At 72.8% G+C, this 17,655-nt stretch carries 16 protein-coding genes and 1 tRNA gene; 10 read left to right on the top strand and 7 right to left on the bottom strand.

The features are described 5' to 3' along the window. Positions 1–99 precede the first annotated feature (99 nt). Positions 100–546 (bottom strand): ATP-binding protein, encoded by a 447-nt coding sequence (locus ACH4ZX_RS11685; RefSeq protein ID WP_398271141.1) that lies wholly within the window; start codon positions 544–546, stop codon positions 100–102. 222 nt (positions 547–768) lie between these two features. Here ACH4ZX_RS11685 and ACH4ZX_RS11680 point away from each other — a divergent pair, with 222 nt between their 5' ends. The 9 genes from ACH4ZX_RS11680 to ACH4ZX_RS11640 all read left to right on the top strand — a co-directional run bounded on the left by ACH4ZX_RS11680 (position 769) and on the right by ACH4ZX_RS11640 (position 10,710). Then, complete coding sequence (locus ACH4ZX_RS11680) at positions 769–1,614, top strand: hypothetical protein (protein WP_398271138.1); 846 nt, start codon at positions 769–771, stop codon at positions 1,612–1,614. 141 nt (positions 1,615–1,755) lie between these two features. Next, on the top strand, positions 1,756–2,502 hold the full coding sequence (locus ACH4ZX_RS11675; protein ID WP_398271135.1) for a YcnI family protein: 747 nt from the start codon (positions 1,756–1,758) through the stop codon (positions 2,500–2,502). Positions 2,503–2,600: 98 nt separating this feature from the next. Continuing rightward, positions 2,601–3,254 carry an SCO family protein gene (locus ACH4ZX_RS11670; protein ID WP_398271132.1) on the top strand — a complete coding sequence of 218 codons (654 nt, stop codon included), beginning with the start codon at positions 2,601–2,603 and terminating at the stop codon, positions 3,252–3,254. A gap of 38 nt (positions 3,255–3,292) precedes the next feature. Then, positions 3,293–3,709, top strand: coding sequence for a copper chaperone PCu(A)C (locus tag ACH4ZX_RS11665; RefSeq protein WP_398271215.1), 417 nt, complete (start codon positions 3,293–3,295; stop codon positions 3,707–3,709). A gap of 13 nt (positions 3,710–3,722) precedes the next feature. Continuing rightward, entirely contained in the window at positions 3,723–5,804 is a 2,082-nt protein-coding gene (locus ACH4ZX_RS11660; protein ID WP_398271129.1) for a copper resistance CopC/CopD family protein, read from the top strand. An 8-nt stretch (positions 5,805–5,812) separates the two neighbouring features. Next, on the top strand, positions 5,813–7,093 hold the full coding sequence (efeB, locus tag ACH4ZX_RS11655; protein ID WP_398271126.1) for an iron uptake transporter deferrochelatase/peroxidase subunit: 1,281 nt from the start codon (positions 5,813–5,815) through the stop codon (positions 7,091–7,093). Positions 7,094–7,260: 167 nt separating this feature from the next. Then, a complete protein-coding gene (gene pheA, locus ACH4ZX_RS11650; protein ID WP_398271123.1) occupies positions 7,261–8,193 on the top strand; it encodes a prephenate dehydratase in 933 nt (310 codons plus the stop codon). A gap of 439 nt (positions 8,194–8,632) precedes the next feature. Continuing rightward, positions 8,633–9,910 carry a serine--tRNA ligase gene (gene serS / locus ACH4ZX_RS11645; protein ID WP_398271120.1) on the top strand — a complete coding sequence of 426 codons (1,278 nt, stop codon included), beginning with the start codon at positions 8,633–8,635 and terminating at the stop codon, positions 9,908–9,910. Next, positions 9,907–10,710 (top strand): HAD family hydrolase, encoded by an 804-nt coding sequence (locus tag ACH4ZX_RS11640; RefSeq protein WP_398271117.1) that lies wholly within the window; start codon positions 9,907–9,909, stop codon positions 10,708–10,710. Before serS ends, ACH4ZX_RS11640 begins: the two co-directional genes overlap by 4 nt. A gap of 649 nt (positions 10,711–11,359) precedes the next feature. Here the strand turns inward: ACH4ZX_RS11640 and ACH4ZX_RS11635 are convergent. The 6 genes from ACH4ZX_RS11635 to ACH4ZX_RS11610 form a co-directional block, all read right to left on the bottom strand. Then, positions 11,360–11,447 (bottom strand) — tRNA-Ser (locus ACH4ZX_RS11635). Between the two features lie 254 nt (positions 11,448–11,701). Next, complete coding sequence (locus ACH4ZX_RS11630) at positions 11,702–11,902, bottom strand: hypothetical protein (RefSeq protein ID WP_360746525.1); 201 nt, start codon at positions 11,900–11,902, stop codon at positions 11,702–11,704. 91 nt (positions 11,903–11,993) lie between these two features. Continuing rightward, the gene (locus ACH4ZX_RS11625; RefSeq protein ID WP_398271113.1) at positions 11,994–12,713 is read right to left on the bottom strand and encodes an ABC transporter permease subunit; all 720 of its coding nucleotides are present in this window, start codon (positions 12,711–12,713) and stop codon (positions 11,994–11,996) included. A gap of 9 nt (positions 12,714–12,722) precedes the next feature. Continuing rightward, positions 12,723–13,634, bottom strand: a complete 912-nt coding sequence (locus tag ACH4ZX_RS11620; RefSeq protein ID WP_351887542.1) for an ABC transporter ATP-binding protein — start codon at positions 13,632–13,634, stop codon at positions 12,723–12,725. Continuing rightward, a complete protein-coding gene (locus ACH4ZX_RS11615; RefSeq protein WP_398271109.1) occupies positions 13,634–14,542 on the bottom strand; it encodes an ABC transporter permease in 909 nt (302 codons plus the stop codon). Before ACH4ZX_RS11615 ends, ACH4ZX_RS11620 begins: the two co-directional genes overlap by 1 nt. After that, a complete protein-coding gene (locus ACH4ZX_RS11610; protein ID WP_398271213.1) occupies positions 14,532–15,494 on the bottom strand; it encodes an ABC transporter ATP-binding protein in 963 nt (320 codons plus the stop codon). The genes ACH4ZX_RS11615 and ACH4ZX_RS11610 overlap by 11 nt, the downstream gene beginning before the upstream one ends. A 367-nt stretch (positions 15,495–15,861) precedes the next feature. On the opposite strand from ACH4ZX_RS11610, the gene ACH4ZX_RS11605 reads away from it, so the two are divergent. Continuing rightward, entirely contained in the window at positions 15,862–17,637 is a 1,776-nt protein-coding gene (locus ACH4ZX_RS11605; protein WP_398271106.1) for an SDR family oxidoreductase, read from the top strand. Positions 17,638–17,655: the final 18 nt, after the last annotated feature.

Below are 17,655 nucleotides of genomic sequence, written 5' to 3'. Positions count from 1 at the left end.
ATGAGGCCCGGCTGGCAGCCGGCTGTGAATGCCGCGGAGGCCGAAGTCCGGTCGTCCGTGGAGGCCGAAGTCCGGTCGCCCGTAAGGCTTCTGGCCGGTTCACACCGCCATCAGCGGCGCGCCCTCCCGGAACTTGAGGATCTTGTCGAAGCTCACCACGGTGCCGCCACGGCCCGGCTTGCTGCCGATGTGGACGTGGTCGGCGAGTTCCTGGATCAGGCACAGGCCCCGGCCGTGCTCGGCGTCGGCACGCGCGGGCCGGACGGGCGTCGGCGCGGTGAATCCCGGGCCGGGGTCGGCGACCTCGATGCGGCACGTCTCGCCGTCGAGGTAGGCGGTGACGCGGTACGCCTCCGTCCGGCCGCCGCGCGTTCCGTTCCCGCCGTGCTCGACGGCGTTCGCACAGGCCTCGCTCAGGGCGACGGAGAGGTCGAAGGAGACGTCGGGATCGACCCCCGCGGTCTCCATCGCGCCGAGTAACAGGCGTCTGGCGAGCGGGACGCTCGCAGCCTCGCGCCGCAGATGGAGTGACCACCAGATGCTCATGCTCCAGCCTCCCGGCCGCGGCTCGACATACCGTTACGTATTGCCGCGCGTACCCGGTTGTAAGCGCGGAGTTGACGTGATGCCGCCCATATGGACGATGCGTCCCCATGGGAATCGGTGTATGTGCGGGCGGTCCGCGGCAGGAAGCGGTCATCCGGCCGGCCGGAACCTTGCGGACCTGCCGTATGGCGCCGAGGGCGCGAGTGCGATGATGAGCCCGCCATGACTGCCCCCCACCGGCGCCCGGCGCGCTCCGGAGGCGACCTGAGGGTCCTGCGGGCCGCGGTGTTCGCCGCGGTCTGCGTCGTGCTGGCCGCGGCCGGGCACGCGCTCGCCTCCTGCGCCACGGTTCCGCTGTGGACCCTGGGCGCGGGCTTCCTGGGGGTCCTCCTGGCCGTGGTGCCGCTCGCCGGACGCGAGCGGTCGCTGCCCGGCATCGCGGCGCTGCTCGCGGCCGGGCAGACCATGCTGCACACGCTGTTCGAGCTGGGGCAGCAGACGTCCGCAGGCGTCGGCGCGGCGGCGATGTCCCCGGCGCCGACGGGGCCGGCGGACGCCTCCCTGGTCGAACGGGCCGCGCGGCTCGTGTGCGGGACCACCGCGGCGGCGATCAGCCCCGCCCAGGCCCGCGTCATCCTCGCGCGCGCCGGGGTCCACCAGGACCCCGGCGGCCAGGGCGCCGCCATGAGCTCCATGCACCACCCGGCCGACGCGCTGGCCGGCGCGGCCGGCTCCCCGGCCGCGCTGCTGCCGTCGCTGCCCATGCTGCTCGGCCACGTCCTCGCGGCGCTCGCCGCGGGCTGGCTGCTGCGGCGCGGGGACCTGGCGCTGCTGCGGCTGCTGGAGCTGTCGGCGCACTCCGTCGCCGAGGGCGCGCTCGTACGGTCCCTGCGCGGGGCGCTCGCCCTGGTGCGCGCCCTGTGTGCCGGGCTCCCCGGCGCCCCCGGGGCGGGGCCGCGTCCGCCGCGCACCGCGCTGCTCGCCCCGCCGAAGCCCCGTACCGCCGCACTCCACCACACCGTGATCCGGCGCGGCCCGCCGGCCGCCGCGCTCGTCCTCGCCGCCTGACACGACGCGACCGCCGCTCCGCTTCTTCTTCTCCGGGGGCCGGGCCCGCCGTCGTGCGGCACCCGCGCGTACCCGCGTCTTCGCGGCCGCGCGCCCGACCCGATCACCGGAATCCTCACTCGAAGTGGAGTGCTCCCTGCCATGAAGGCTTCCCGACTCGCCGCCGCCGGCACCCTCGCCGCCTCGGCCGTGGTCGTGCTGTCCTCGCCCGCCTTCGCCCACGTCAGCGTGCAGCCCGAGGGCACCGCCGCCAAGGGCGGCTACGCGGTCGTCGACTTCAAGGTCCCCAACGAGCGCGACGACGCCTCGACCACCAAGCTCGAGGTCAGCTTCCCCACCGACCATCCGCTGGCCTCGGTGATGCCGCAGCCGATGGACGGCTGGCGCGTCGAGGTCACCAGGGCGAAGCTGGCCGAGCCCGTGGAACTGGAGGGCGAGAAGATCACCGAGGCCGTCACCAAGGTGACCTGGACCGCCGACGGCAAGGGCATTCAGCCCGGCTACTTCCAGAAGTTCCCGCTCTCCGTCGGCGCGCTGCCGAAGGACACCGACGAACTGGTCTTCAAGGCGATCCAGACGTACGGCAACAAGGAGGTCGTGCGCTGGATCGAGGTCCAGCAGGACGGCCAGGCGGAACCCGAGAACCCGGCCCCGGTGCTGACCCTTTCCGACGCCTCCGCCGACGACCACTCGCACAGTTCCGGCTCCGGCTCCGAGGCCTCCTCCGACAAGACCGGGAACACCGCCGCCGACACCTCCGCCTCCGCCTCAGTCTCCGCCGACTCCAGCGACACCACCGCGCGCGTGCTCGGCGTGGTGGGCATCGCCGTCGGCACCCTGGGCGTCGCCTACGGCGTCCTCGCCGGCCGTCGGCGCACCGACGCCTGAAGCCCGACCGTCCGCGTGCCGCGCCGGGGCCGCCGGTACGACCCCGTACCGGCGCCCCCGGCGCACACCGGAACTCCTCACCTCTGGGACATTTCTCTATGCGCAAGAAGACGTTCGCCGCGGCCGCGCTGCTCGCCGCGGCCGGCCTGACCCTCTCCGCCTGCGGCAGCGGCGACGACAGCGGCTCCCCCGTCGCCGTGGTCTCCGAGGACACCTCGCAGAAGGCCGCGACCATCCTCGACAGGCCCTTCGAGAAGCCGGACCTGGTCCTCACCGACACCCACGGCAAGAAGTACGACTTCCGCCGGGAGACCGCGGGCAGGCCCACGCTGATCTACTTCGGCTACACCCACTGCCCGGACATCTGCCCGCTGACGATGAACAACCTCGCCGTCGCCAAGAAGCAGCTGCCCAAGGCCGAGCAGGACAAGCTGCGGGTGGTGTTCGTCACCACCGACCCCGCCCGCGACACCCCGTCCGAACTCGGCAAGTGGCTCAAGGGCATCGACCCCCAGTTCACCGGCCTCACCGGCGACTTCGCCACCATCCAGGCCGGCGCCCGCACCCTCGGCATCTCCATCGAGCCGACCCACAAGGACAAGAAGACCGGCAAGACCGTCTCGGTGCACGGCACCCAGGTCATCGCCTTCTCCCCGAAGACCGACGCCGGGTACGTCCTCTACGGCGAGGACGCCACCGTCGACGACTACACCAAGGACCTGCCCCGCCTCATCGAGGGAGCCAAGCCGTGAGGCGCCTGGCCCTGCCCGCCGCGGTGCTGGCGGGCGCGATGGCCCTGACGACCGGCTGCGGCGGCTCCGGCGAGGGCTCGGGCAGGCCCGAACTGACCGTCAGCTCCCCCTACATGCCCCAGCCGGTCTCCGACATGGCCGCGGGCTTCCTGACCGTCGTCAACGAGGGCGGCGCCAAGGACGAGCTGACCTCCGTCAGCAGCGACATCGCGGGCAGCGTCACCGTCCACCAGACCGTCGGGCAGTCGATGCGGGAGACCGACTCCCTCACCGTCCCCGCGAACGGCCGTCTCGTGCTGGAGAGCGGCGGTAACCACCTGATGTTCGAGAAGCTGAAGCGCAAGCCGAAGCAGGGCGAGAAGGTGACCGTCGAACTGCACTTCGCGACGTCCGACCCCATCACGGTCGAAATGCCGGTGAAGGCGGCCACGTACCGGCCGGCGACCGGCCACTGAGGGAGGGACCACCGTGAGGCAGACCACCACCCCCCGCCGCGTGCGGATCCTGGTGCTGCTGTTCCTGGCCGTCACCGGCGCGCTGCTCGCCGGCGCCGGCCCGGCATCCGCGCATGCCGCGCTGACCGGCAGCGACCCCGCGCAGGGGGTGGTGGTCGACAAGGCGCCCGCCCAGGTCTCCCTCAGCTTCTCCGAGAAGGTCGCCACCTCCGACGGCTCCGTGCGCGTGCTCGACCCCAAGGGCGCGCGCGTCGACACCGGCAAGCCCACCGAGACCGGCGGCGCCACCTACGCCGTACGGCTGCGCGGCGGCCTGCCCGACGGCACGTACACCGTGTCGTGGCAGGTCGTCTCCGCCGACAGCCATCCGGTCGCCGGCGCCTTCACCTTCTCCATCGGCGCGCCCTCCTCGACCACCGTGTCGGTCTCCGAGCAGACGGCGGGCGGCGGACTCGTCGGGGGGCTGTACGGCTTCGGGCGCTACCTGTCGAACGCCGGCTTCGTCGTCATGACCGGCGGGGCCGCCTTCGTGCTGGCCTGCTGGCAGCGCGGCTCCGGCGTGCGCGCGCTGCAGCGGCTCGTCGTCGGCGGCTGGCTCGCGCTCACCTCGGCCACCCTCCTGCTGCTCCTCCTGCGCGGCTCCTTCACCGGCTCCGGCAACGTCGCCGACGTCTTCGACCTGGGCCTGCTCGGCCAGGTCCTGCAGACCAAGACCGGCGCCGCGCTGGTCTCCCGGCTGCTGCTGCTCGCCGCGGCGGCCCTGTTCATCGCCGTGCTCTTCGGCGCCTACGCCCGCCCGTCACCCACCACCACCCCGAACGACGGCGCTGCGCGCCGACAGCCTGATTCAAGCGAGGACGAGGAGAAGCGGGACCTGACCTTCGGGCTGGCGGTCGGCGGGGCCGTCGTGGCCGCGGGGCTCGCGGCGAGCTGGGCGATGGCCGAGCACGCCTCCACCGGCCTCCAGCCCGGCATCGCCATGCCGGCCGACGTCGTCCACCTGCTCGCCGTCGCCGCGTGGCTCGGCGGCCTCACCGCGCTCCTCGTGGCCCTGTACCGCGCGGACCCCCCGGTCGAGTCCGCCGCCGTACGGCGCTTCTCGCACGTCGCCTTCGGCAGCGTCTGCGCGCTCGTCGCCACCGGCGTCTACCAGTCGTGGCGCCAGCTCGGCTCCTGGTCGGCGTTCACCGACACCTCCTACGGACAGCTGCTGATCGCCAAGCTGGCACTGGTGGCGCTGCTCGTCGGTCTCGCCTGGTTCTCCCGGCGGTGGACGGCGCAACTGACGGACCCGGCGACGGCCGCCGTGCGCCGGCGCCCGAAGGAAGCCGCCACGACCGGCGCCGCGAAGGCCGGGACGGGCGCGAAGGCCGGGACGGGCGCCAAGGCCGGGACGGGCGCCAAGGCAGCCCAGAGCACGACGGACGCGAAGAGCGGGAAGGGCGGGAAGGACGCGAAGAGCGGGAAGGACGCGAAGAGCGGGAAGGGCGGGAAGCCGGCGGCGTCCGGTGACGGCGGACGCGCCGCCCAGCTGGCCCGGCAGCGGGCCGCCATGGCCGCCGCCCGGCAGAAGCGGCAGCGCGACGCCGACCCCGTCCGCTTCGGACTGCGCCGCTCCGTGCTCGCCGAGGCCGGCGTCGCCGTCGTCCTGCTCGCCGTCACCACCGTGCTGACCCAGACCGAACCCGGCCGCACCGAACAGGAGGCCGCGGCGGCCACCGCGGCGGCCTCCTCGTCTGCGGCGGACTCCTCCGGCGCGCTGACGCTGACCATGCCGTTCGACACCGGCGGCGCGGACGGCAAGGGCGTGGTGTCGGTCGACCTCGACCCCGCGCGCGTGGGCGGCAACGAGATGCACGTCTACGTCCAGCGCCCCAACGGCCGCGCCTTCGACATCCCCGAGGTCAAGGTCTCCTTCACCCTCACCGCCAAGGACATCGGGCCGTTGCCCGTCGTCCCCGACCACGTCACCACCGGACACTGGTCCGCGAGCGGCGTGCAGATCCCGATGGCCGGCGACTGGAAGGTCGCCGTGACCGTACGGACCTCCGACATCGACCAGGCCACCGTCTCCAAGAACGCGCAGATCGGCTGAACCGCACCATGCCCGACCAGTCCCTCCCCCAGGCCCCCGGCGAGGACCGCGCCGCCGCTCCGAAGGCGCCCTCCGCCGAGGGCGTCTCACGCCGCAGGCTGCTCGGCACCGCCGGCGCCACCGGGCTCGCGCTCGGCGCGGCCGGCGCCGCCCTCGGATACACCGCCGCGCCCGCCGCGGCCACCCCGCTCACCTCGCTGGGCACCGGCCGGGCGATGTTTCACGGGAAACATCAGCCCGGCATCACCGAAGGCCTCCAGGCCCGCGGGCACCTCGCCTCGTTCGACCTGGCCGCCGGAGCGGGCCGGAAGGAGGCGGCCGCACTGCTGCGCCGCTGGTCGGCGACCGCCGCGCGGCTGATGGCGGGCGAGGCCGCGTCCGGCGACGACACGGACGTGGCGCGCGACGCCGGGCCCTCGTCGCTGACGATCACCTTCGGCTTCGGCCACAGCTTCTTCACCCGCACCGGCCTGGAGAAGCAGCGCCCGGTCGCCCTGGACCCGCTGCCCGACTTCTCCTCCGACCACCTGGACAAGAAGCGCAGCGACGGCGACCTGTGGGTGCAGATCGGCGCGGACGACGCCCTGGTCGCCTTCCACGCCCTGCGCGCCATCCAGAAAGACGCGGGACGGGCGGCCCGGCTGCGGTGGCAGATGAACGGCTTCAACCGCTCTCCGGGCGCCACGGCCCGGCCCATGACGGCCCGGAACCTGATGGGCCAGATCGACGGCACGCGCAACCCCAAGCCCACCGACGCCGACTTCGACCGGCGGATCTTCGTCCCGGCGAACGGCACGCCCGCGTGGATGGCCAACGGCTCCTACGCGGTCGTACGCCGTATCCGCATGCTCCTCGACGACTGGGAGAAACTCTCCGTCAAGGCCCAGGAGAACGTCATCGGGCGCCGCAAGGCCGACGGGGCGCCGCTGTCGGGCGGCTCCGAGACGACGGCGATGGACCTGGAGAAGACCGGTGCGGACGGCACTGTCGTCGTCCCCGTCAACGCGCACTCCCGCATCAGCCGTCCCGACCAGAACGGCGGCGCGGCCATGCTGCGGCGCCCGTTCAGCTACCACGACGGCTTCGACGCGGACGGGACGCCCGACGCGGGGCTGCTGTTCGTCTGCTGGCAGGCGGATCCGCTGCGCGGCTTCGTGCCGGTGCAGCGCAAGCTCGACCGGGGCGACGCGCTGTCGAAGTTCATCCGCCACGAGGCCAGCGGGCTGTTCGCGGTGCCCGGCGGAGCCGCCGAGGGCGGGTACGTGGGGCAGGCGCTGCTGGAGGGGTGAGGACCGGGGCGCCCTGTCCGGTCATCCGGGTCCATCCACCCGGTCCGTCCACCGGGTCCGTCCACCCGGTCCGTCCACCCGGTCCGTCCACCGGGTCCGTTCACCCGGCGGAGGGGTGCTCGGGGGACGGGTGCGCCGCGTCCGCGCGAGGCCATTAGGGTGAGGTCATGCCAGCGAGCTACGCGTATCTCGGCCCCGAGGGCACCTTCACCGAAGTCGCCCTGCGCACCCTCCCGGAGACGGCCACCCGGGAGCTGGTCCCGTACGTCTCCGTGCAGTCCGCGCTCGACGCGGTCCGCGGTGGCGAGGCCGAGGCCGCGTTCGTGCCCATCGAGAACTCCGTCGAGGGCGGTATCACCACCACCCTCGACGAACTGGTCGCGGGCACGCCGCTGATGATCTACCGCGAGGTGCTGCTGTCGATCACCTTCGCGCTACTGGTCAGGCCGGGCACCAAGCTGTCGGACATCAAGACGGTCTCGGCCCATCCGGCCGCCCAGCCGCAGGTGCGCAACTGGCTGCGGAGCAACCTGCCGGACGCCGCCTGGGAGTCCGCCGCCTCGAACGCGGACGCCGCCCGCCTGGTCCAGGAGGGCCGCTACGACGCCGCGTTCGCCGGCGAGTTCGCCGCCGCCCGGTACGGCCTGGAGGCCCTGGAGACCGGGATCCACGACGCCGAGAACGCCCAGACCCGGTTCGTGCTGGTCGGCCGGCCGGCCCGGCCCGCCGCGCCCACCGGCGCCGACAAGACGTCCGTCGTGCTGTGGCAGCGCGACGACCACCCCGGCGGCCTGCGCGACCTGCTGGGCGAGTTCGCCACCCGCGGCATCAACCTGATGCTGCTGCAGTCCCGGCCCACCGGCGCCGGCATCGGCAACTACTGCTTCTGCGTCGACGCCGAGGGGCACATCTCCGACCGCCGGGTCGCCGAGGCCCTGATGGGGCTGAAGCGGATCTGCCTGGAGGTGCGGTACCTGGGGTCGTACCCGCGCGCAGACGCGACGGTGGAGGACGTGAGCGCGCCGCGTCCGGGGACGTCGGACGAGGAGTTCGTCACGGCGGCCGACTGGGTGGCCCGTTGCCAGGACGGGCGTTTCTAGGACCTCACCTGCGTGGTTCTGTTATCCACAGAAGTTTTCCACAGGCATGGTTCTCGACCTGGGGACAAGTCGACAAGGAAGCGCCATTCGGTCGACAAATCTCCGTGCGGACCCACTCCGGATTCACCGGCCCCCAGGACGCCCTTCGCTCTTTCTTTTCCTTCGGTCAACCCATTGGGACGATGCATTTCCACCCGAAAGGGTGAGGAATCCAAGGTTTGCACCGGCCGTCACCCGCCTCGCGGACGACATTCGGATTGATCAATTCCGATATCCACAGATCTTCCACACACCCTGTGGATAACTTTCCGGAGAGCGGCACCCGCTGTGGACAACGCGGCCGCCAAGTCCCGTTCGGCGGACGGGGATCGGGCCGGAGAGCCGCGCGACGCGGATAGTGAGTCGTGGGCCGTATCCCCGCACCGGTAGCCTTGAGTCCGTGATTGACCTTCGCCTGCTCCGTGAGGACCCCGACCGTGTGCGCGCCTCGCAGCGCGCCCGTGGAGAGGACGTCGCACTCGTCGACTCTCTCCTGTCTGCCGACGAGCGGCGCAGGTCGTCCGGCGTCCGCTTCGACGAGCTGCGCGCCGAACAGAAGGCGCTCGGCAAGCTCATCCCCAAGGCCTCGGGAGACGAGAAGGCCGAGCTGCTGAAGAAGGCGAGCCAGCTGGCCGCCGACGTCAAGGCGGCCGACGCCGAGCGCGACGCGGCCGACACCGAGACGCAGGAACTGCTGCAGAAGCTCGGCAACCTCGTCCACCCGGACGTGCCCGTGGGCGGCGAGGAGGACTTCGTCACCCTCGAGACGCACGGCACCATCCGCGACTTCGGCGCCGAGGGCTTCGAGCCCAAGGACCACCTGGAACTCGGCCAGCTCCTCGGCGCGATCGACGTCGAGCGCGGCGCCAAGGTCTCCGGCTCCCGTTTCTACTTCCTGACCGGCGTGGGCGCCCTGCTGGAGCTGGCGCTGGTGAACGCGGCGATCGCACAGGCCACGGCGGCCGGCTTCACGCCGATGCTGACCCCGGCGCTGGTGCGCCCGCAGTCGATGGCCGGCACCGGCTTCCTCGGCCAGGCGGCCCAGGACGTCTACCGCCTCGACGCGGACGACCTCTACCTGGTCGGCACGTCCGAGGTCCCGCTGGCCGCTTACCACATGGACGAGATCATCGACGCGGACCGCCTGCCGCTGCGCTACGCGGGCTTCTCGCCCTGCTTCCGCCGCGAGGCCGGTTCGCACGGCAAGGACACGCGGGGCATCTTCCGCGTACACCAGTTCGACAAGGTCGAGATGTTCTCCTACGTGACGCCCGAGGAGTCGCAGGAGGAGCACCGGCGCCTGCTGGAGTGGGAGAAGCAGTGGCTGACCTCGCTCGAGCTGCCGTTCCGCGTCATCGACGTCGCCAGCGGTGACCTGGGTTCCTCGGCCGCGCGGAAGTTCGACTGCGAGGCGTGGATCCCGACCCAGGGCAAGTACCGCGAGCTGACCTCGACCTCGGACTGCACCGAGTTCCAGTCCCGCCGCCTGCAGATCAGGGTCCGTGACGGCAAGCAGGTCAGGCCGCTGGCGACGCTGAACGGCACGCTGTGCGCCGTACCGCGCACCATCGTGGCGATCCTGGAGAACCACCAGCAGGCCGACGGCTCCGTGCGCGTGCCCGAGGTGCTGCGCCCGTACCTGGGTGGCCGGGAGGTCCTGGAGCCGGTCGCCAAGTGAGCGCGGCCTTCCCCTACGCCCTCGTCGCCACCGACCTCGACGGCACGCTCCTGCGCTCCGACGAGTCGATCTCGCGGCGCACCCGGGACGCGCTCGCCGCGGCCACCGCGGCGGGCGCCGCCCACATCGTCGTCACCGGCCGCTCGGCGCCCTGGACCCGGCACATCCTCGACGACCTCGGCTACCGGGGTCTCGCGGTGTGCGCCCAGGGCGCGCAGGTCTACCACGCCGGGGAGCACCGGCTGCTGACGTCCGTCACCCTGGACCGGCAGCTGGCCGGGGTGGCCCTGGCCAAGATCGAGGCGGAGGTCGGCCCGCTGTTCCTCGCGGCGAGCCGGGACGGCCTGGACGGCGAGGTGCTGGTCGGGGCCGGTTACGCGGTCACCGGCAATCTCCCGTCGACGCCGCTGTCGGACGTGTCCGACCTGTGGGCCGCGCCGCTGAACAAGCTCTACATCCAGCACCCGCGGCTCTCCGACGACGAGCTGGCCGAGGCGGCCCGCCAGGCAGCGGGGGGCTTCGTGACGGTCGCGATGGCGGGCGAGGGCATCGTGGAGCTGCTGCCGCTGGGGCTGTCGAAGGCGACGGGGCTGTCGCTGGCCGCCCGGCGGCTGGGCCTGAAGGCCGCCGACACGATCGCCTTCGGCGACATGCCCAACGACGTCCCGATGTTCACCTGGGCTTCCTACGGCGTGGCGATGGCCAACGCCCACGACGAACTCCGGACGGTGGCGGACGAGGTGACGTCCTCCAACGAGGAGGACGGGATCGCACAGGTCCTGGAACGCTGGCTGCCCTGACGCCGGCCCCCTGACACCCGCCCCACCGGGGCCCGCCGCCCCGGAGCGACACCCACCCCGGAGAAGCCGAGAGCGGCAGCCCTACGGATCACCCGCACACCGCACCGCTCCACCCGCAAGAAACCCCACCGACCAGAAAACAGGCCCCACGCACGCGGGCCCCCCACCACGGGCACGGCGCCCCGCACCACGGCCGCGAGCTTCCAAACCACGGCCGCGAGGTACCCAACCACGGACGCGGGCTCCCCGAACCAACGAGCGCGGGCCTCCGCACCACGCACGTGGGCCCCGCACCACGGGCGCAGCTCCCCGCACCACGTACGCGAGTCCCCGAACCACGGACGCGGCGCCCCAACCCAACGGACGTGGGCCCCCGAATCACGCACGCGGGCCGCCGAACCAACGGACGCGGGCCCCCGCATCATGGGCGCGGCTCCCCCGCACCCGCCGCGGCCCCCGAATCACGCATGCAGGCCGCCGAACCAACGGGCGCGGCTCCCCGCACCTCGTGCGCGGGCCGCGCACCCTGGGCGTGGGCCCGCATCGCAGGCGTGGGCCCGCATCGCAGGCGTGGGCCCGCATCGCAGGCGCGGGTCCGCATCGCAGGCGTGGGCCCGCATCCCGGCACAGTCCCAGTGACAACGTCTCGCGGAGGATGCACGGATCGAACGTGCGCGGGCTTTTCGGGCCCGACCATGGCTTAGCAAGCCAGTGCCTTACCACTCGGCCAATCCTCCGGGTGGGCGGCCCACGCGAGTGCGACATCGCGTGCTCGAAGCGGCCGCCCGGGCAGCTCTCGTGCGCGGCGGGCTCGACGGTGCGGTGATTACACCGGAGCCCACCCCGGGCTGCCCTGCGGGGAGCCCGGCGGACTGTCGTGCATCGACATGCCGGACCCCTCCCCGGTACGTGGCGCCGGCTCGGTCCGGCGTCGTGGACATCTCCACTCTGCCCGCGGGACGAGTCGGACGCCACCGAATAAAAACGACGGTCAGCGGCGCCGCCACCGGCGCCTGCGGGCCTTGCTGAAGAACCAGCCGGCCGGCGGCTCGTCGGACCGCCACGGCTGCGGCTCGGGCTCCTCGGACCGCCAGCGCGCGGCGAGCATGCGGGCCCGGGCCGACGGCTCGGTGGTCTCGGCGGCCCGTACGAAGTCCTCGTCCAGCACCAGGTCGTCCCACTCGTCGGCCATCGTCGTCCCTCCCGGACCCTCCCGCCGAACGTCCCTTCGCCCAGTGTGCCCCGACGGGGGTGAAGCCCCCGTCAGGACCGGACCGGGCCGGTCACTCCTCGCCGGCGAGGGTGAGCGACCGCAGCTTCTGGCCGGCGTACCAGGTGGCGAGGACGGTGACCACGACCAGCAGCACCGTCGCCGTGGTCAGTCCGACGTCCGAGGTCACCAGGTCCCCGCCGGCGACCTTGTGGGCCACCGCCAGCGACCACTGCTGGACGCTCAGCGTGCGCGCCCCGGCGACCAGGGAGCCGAACAGGGCCTCCCAGACGAGGGCGTAGACGAGGCCGAAGACGACCGCGTGCCGGGAGACGGTGCCCAGCAGCAGGAACAGCGCCGCGTAAGCGATCGAGGAGACGAGCGCCGCGACCGTGTAGGCGACGGCGATCTGCTGACCGTTGCCGTTCAGGACGAAGCCCGCGATCAGGGTCGGCAGCGCCGAGAACACCATCGTCACCGCGATCGCCACGATCAGCTTGGTGAAGATGATCGTGGAGCGCTTCACCGGCTTGGACAGCAGGTACACCACCGAGCCGTCGTCGATCTCCGGTCCGATGGCGCCGGTGCCGGCGATGACGCCGATGATCGGCACCATCGTGGCGAGCGCGAGCCCGCCCAGCAGGTCGGCGGCGGTCTGGTCGTCGGCGCCCGCCAGAGCGCGGACGGCGACGGAGATCACGATCAGCAGCAGGGGCAGGGCGCCCAGGATGAGGGCCCGGCGGCGGCCGAGCAGGGCCCGGTAGGTGAGCCGGGCGACTGTGGGGTCGTACATCAGGGCCTCCTACGCCGCGACCAGGTACGAGAAGACGGACTCGAGGGACTCGTCGGACGGCGAGACCGTCAGCAGCCGGATGCCGTGGTCCCTGGCCACCCGGGGCAGCAGGGCCGTGAAGCGGCCGAAGTCGACGGCCTGGACGCGCAGCGCGCCCTCGGCGTGGTCGACCTCGATGCCGGACGTCGACGGGTCGGCGATCAGCGCGGCCGCGAGGGCCCGGTCGTCGCTGGAGCGCACCAGGTAGCGGTGCGGCCGGTCGGTCATCAGCCGGCGGATCCGGCGGAAGTCGCCGCTGGCCGCGTGCCGGCCCGCGACGACGACCTCGATGTGCCAGGCGAGCTGCTCCACCTCTTCGAGGATGTGGGACGAGAACAGCACGGTGCGGCCCTCGTCGCCCATGCGCCGCAGCAGGTCCATCAGCTGCATGCGCTGGCGCGGGTCCATGCCGTTGAAGGGCTCGTCCAGGAGCAGCAGCGAGGGGTCGTGGACGAGGGCGCTGGCCATCTTCACGCGCTGGCGCATGCCCTTGGAGTAGGTGGAGATCTTCCGGTCCTGCGCGTACTCCATCTCGACCGTGGCCAGCGCCCGCTGGGCGGCCTTGGCGCCGAGGCCGTGCAGCTCGGCGTTGGCGACGACGAACTCGCGGCCGGTGAGGAAGTCGTACATCGCCTCGCGCTCGGGGACGATGCCGATGTGCTGGTAGATCGACTCGTTGCGCCACACCTGCTGTCCGTCGAGGGTGACGGAGCCGGTGGAGGGGGCCAGGAAGCCGCCCATCATGTTGATGAGGGTGGACTTTCCGGCGCCGTTGGGGCCGAGGAGGCCGGTGACGCCGGGGCCGATCGTCATGGTGATGTCGTTGACGGCGACCACGTTGCCGAACCAGCGGGAGACGTGGTCGATGGAGAGGACGGTCATCAGAGGCCCACCTTCCGGTAGCGGCGCAGCAGCAGGCCGTAGCTCGCGGCGATCAGGCCCAGGACGACGAGGACGTACACGGCGCCTTCGCCGTGGCCGGGGCCGATCGCGCCGGGGAAGGCCGATTCGGCGCCGAGGAACGCGGACTGGAGCCCGTCGATGAGCGTGACGGGCGAGAACAGGCCGATCCACGGGACGGCGCCCGTGCTGCCCTGCGCGTCGGCGATGGCCTGGAGCGTGGAGACGGCGCCGTAGGAGATGGTCAGGACGGCGATCACGGCCGCGATGCCGAAGCCGCGGCGCGGGGTGACCGAGGCGATGACCAGGCCGATGCCGGAGAACAGCAGCGAGAGCAGCGCCACCGAGACGAGTCCCTGCGCGAACCCCTTGGTCTGGTCGGTGAAGTCGAGCTTGGCCAGCAGCGCGCCCACGTAGAGCACGAGCAGCGGGGCCGCGGTGAGGACGAACATCGCCGAGGCCAGTGCCGCGTACTTGGCGCGCACGTAGTCCGCGGTCTCGATCGGGCGGGAGAAATACAGCGGCACCGTCTTGAAGCGCAGGTCGCGCGAGACGGCCTGGGGCGCCTGCGAGGCGACGTAGAGGCTGATGACGGCCTGCATGATGATCGCGTAGCGCGTGTAGTCGACGGGCAGGTCCTTGGCCTTGGTGGCGACCGCGACGGCGACCATGATGGCCGCGGGCACGCACATCACCACGAACAGCAGCATCGGCAGCACCTTGGACTTCACCGAGCGGCCGAGGCCGTAGGCGCCGCGCAGGGACTGCGAGTACAGCGAGCGGGTGGCGTAGGAGCGGCCGAGGCGGGGGCCGTCGTAGGAGCGGTAGCCGATGTTGTGGATGCGGGTCTGGTCACCCGGTACGGCGGCTGCGGGGTGGTCAGTTGCCATGGCCGACGGCCTCCTTCCGGTCGGTGTCGTGGTCCGTGAAGACTTCGGAGATGTGGTGCCTGCGCTGTTCCATGCGCACCAGGCCGAGGCCGAGGTCGGCGACCAGGTCGCGCACCAGGTCGTAGGTGTCCTCGCCCTGCGCGGTCAGCAGCAGGATGTGCCCGGCGCCGGGCAGTCCGCTGCCGGCCTCGACGTCCGCCCCGCGCGCGGTGAGCGCCTCGCGCAGCGCGCGGGTGCCGTCGGGGTGCTCGTCGGTGTCGGTGACCTCGATCGCGAGCGTGGTGGTGGTCTGCGTGAAGTCGGTGGTGCGGCTGGAGCGCAGCAGCCTGCCGCCGTCGATGACGACGACGTGGTCGCAGGTGCGTTCCAGCTCGCCCAGCAGGTGCGAGGTGACCAGGACCGAGATGCCGAAGTCGGTGTGGATGCGGCGGATCAGGCCGAGCATCTCGTCGCGGCCGACCGGGTCGAGGCCGTTGGTCGGCTCGTCCAGGAAGACCAGCTGCGGGTCGTGCACCAGGGCCTGGGCCAGCTTGACGCGCTGCTTCATGCCGGTGGAGTAGCCGCCGATGGGGCGGTAGCGCTCCTCGTACAGGCCGACGTGGCGCAGCGTGTCCGCGGTGCGTTCGCGGGCGGCGGTGGGCGGCAGGCCGGACATGCGGGCCATGTGCACGACGAACTCGGTGGCCGAGACGTCGGGCGGCAGGCAGTCGTGCTCCGGCATGTAGCCGACGCGCTCGCGGATGGCGGCGCCCTTGGTCGCGACGTCGAGTCCGAGCACCTCGGCTCGGCCCTCGCTCGCGGGGGACAGACCCAGCAGGATCTTGATCAGGGTGGACTTGCCGGCTCCGTTGGCGCCGACGAGTCCCGTCACACCGGGCCCGACGTCCATGGAGAGCCGGTCGAGCGCGGTCACCCGCGGGAACCGCTTGCTCAGGCTTTCGGTCGCGATCACAGTCACGGGTTCGACGGTAGTGACCGCCACCACTCGGGTCGTCAGACCGGAGAGCCGGTTGGAGGTCCATCTGGAGTTGTACGGACCCCTGAGGGAACCCCTGCCTGAGGGCTACGCGGCTGAGGGGTTCGCAGCTGAGGGCTGCACGGCCTGGGGGCTCTGTCCGCACGGCCCGGGGGCTGCACGGCCTGGGGGCTCTGTCCGCACGGCCCGGGGGCTGCACGGCCTGGGGGCTCTGTCCGCACGGCCCGGGGGCTGCGCGCCGCCGTCCGCGCGTCCACGGGGCTTTGCGCGGGCCGCTGTTGACGGATCCTCTAACAACTGTCACATTCACCGGGGTCGGGACGGCGGCGAAGGAGAGGCCACGGTGCTGGAGGGCGCGCGGGAGCGCAGGGTGAGGACCGGCGGCATCGAGCTGTGCGTCGCCGAACTGGGGGACCCGGGGCGGCCGACGGTGGTCCTGGTGCACGGCTACCCGGACAGCAAGGAGGTGTGGTCCGAGGTCGCGCCGCGGCTGGCGGACCGCTTCCACGTCGTGCTGTACGACGTCCGGGGCCACGGCCGGTCGGCGGCTCCGCGGCCGCTGCGGGGCGGGTTCACGCTGGAGAAGCTGACGGACGACTTCCTGGCAGTGGCCGACGCGGTCAGGCCGGACCGCCCGGTGCATCTGGTGGGACACGACTGGGGCTCGGTGCAGGGCTGGGAGTTCGTCACCACCGCCCGCACGAAGGGGCGCGTCGCGTCCTTCACCTCGATGTCCGGGCCGTCGCTGGACCACTTCGGGCACTGGATCGGCCGGCGCGTGAAGCGGCCCACCCCACGCCGGGTCGGCCAGCTCCTCGGCCAGGGCGCCAAGTCCTGGTACGTGTACCTGCTGCACACGCCGGTCGTGCCGGAGCTGGCCTGGCGCGGCCCGCTCGGCAAGCGCTGGCCGGGCATCCTGCGGCGCCTCGAGAAGGTCCCCGGCGGCGACTACCCCACCTCCTCGCTGCCCGCCGACGCGGCGCACGGCGCCTGGCTGTACCGGGACAACGTGCGGGCCAGGCTGCGCCGGCCGCGCCCGGACGCCTACGCGCACGCGCCGGTGCAGCTCGTCACGCCCCTGCACGACCCGTTCCTGTCGCAGCGGCTCTACGACGAGCTGGAGCGGTGGGTGCCGCGGCTGACCCGGCGCACCCTTCCCGCCGGGCACTGGATCCCGCGCACCCGGCCCGACCGGGTGGCCGCCCTGATCGACGACTTCGTCACCTCCGTCGAAGGCGGCGCGACCTCCGTCGAGGGCGGCGCGCCCGAGGCGCCGGTCGCGGCGGGCGCGTACGCCGACCGCTTCGCGGGGCAGCTCGTCCTGGTCACCGGCGCGGGCAGCGGCATCGGGCGGGCCACCGCGCTCGCGTTCGCCGGGGCCGGGGCGCGCGTGGTGGCCGTCGACCGGGACGCCGGCGCCGCGGCGCGCACCGCCGAGCTGTCCCTGCGGGCCGGGGCAGCGCAGGCCTGGGCGCAGACCGCCGACGTCTCCGACGAGCAGGCCATGGACAAGCTCGCCGCCACGGTGGCCGCCGAGTACGGCGTGGTGGACGTCCTGGTGAACAACGCCGGGATCGGGCTGGCCGGCTCCTTCCTCGACACCACCCCCGAGGACTGGAGGAAGGTCCTCGACGTCAATCTGTGGGGCGTCATCCACGGCTGCCGCCTCTTCGGCGGGCAGATGGCCGCGCGCGGGCAGGGCGGCCACATCGTCAACGTCGCGTCGGCGGCGGCGTACCAGCCCTCCAGGGCGCTGCCCGCCTACAGCACCTCCAAGGCCGCCGTGCTGATGCTCAGCCAGTGCCTGCGCGCCGAGCTGGCCGGGCAGGGCATCGGGGTCACCGCCGTGTGCCCGGGCTTCGTCAACACCGGCATCACCTCCACCGCGCGCTTCGCGGGGGTCGACGCCGAGGAGGAGAAGCGGCGCCGGAAGAGGTCGGCGCGGCTGTACGGGCTGCGGAACTACCCGCCGGAGAGGGTGGCCGAGGCGATCCTGCGGGCGGTGGTGCGCGACCGGGCCGTCGTTCCGGTGACGTTGGAGGCCCGCGGGATGTACGCGCTGTCGAGGTTCACGCCGAGGGCGCTGCGGGCCGTCGCACGGCTCAAGCCGCCGCTGTGAGGGCCCCGCGTGGGCTGC

Origin of the sequence: Streptomyces sp. NPDC020490, from assembly GCF_044335305.1 — a bacterium.
Classification (GTDB): Bacteria; Actinomycetota; Actinomycetes; order Streptomycetales; family Streptomycetaceae; genus Streptomyces.
The sequence above is the reverse complement of the archived record's forward strand: the minus strand, read 5'-3'. Positions and strand labels throughout refer to the sequence as shown.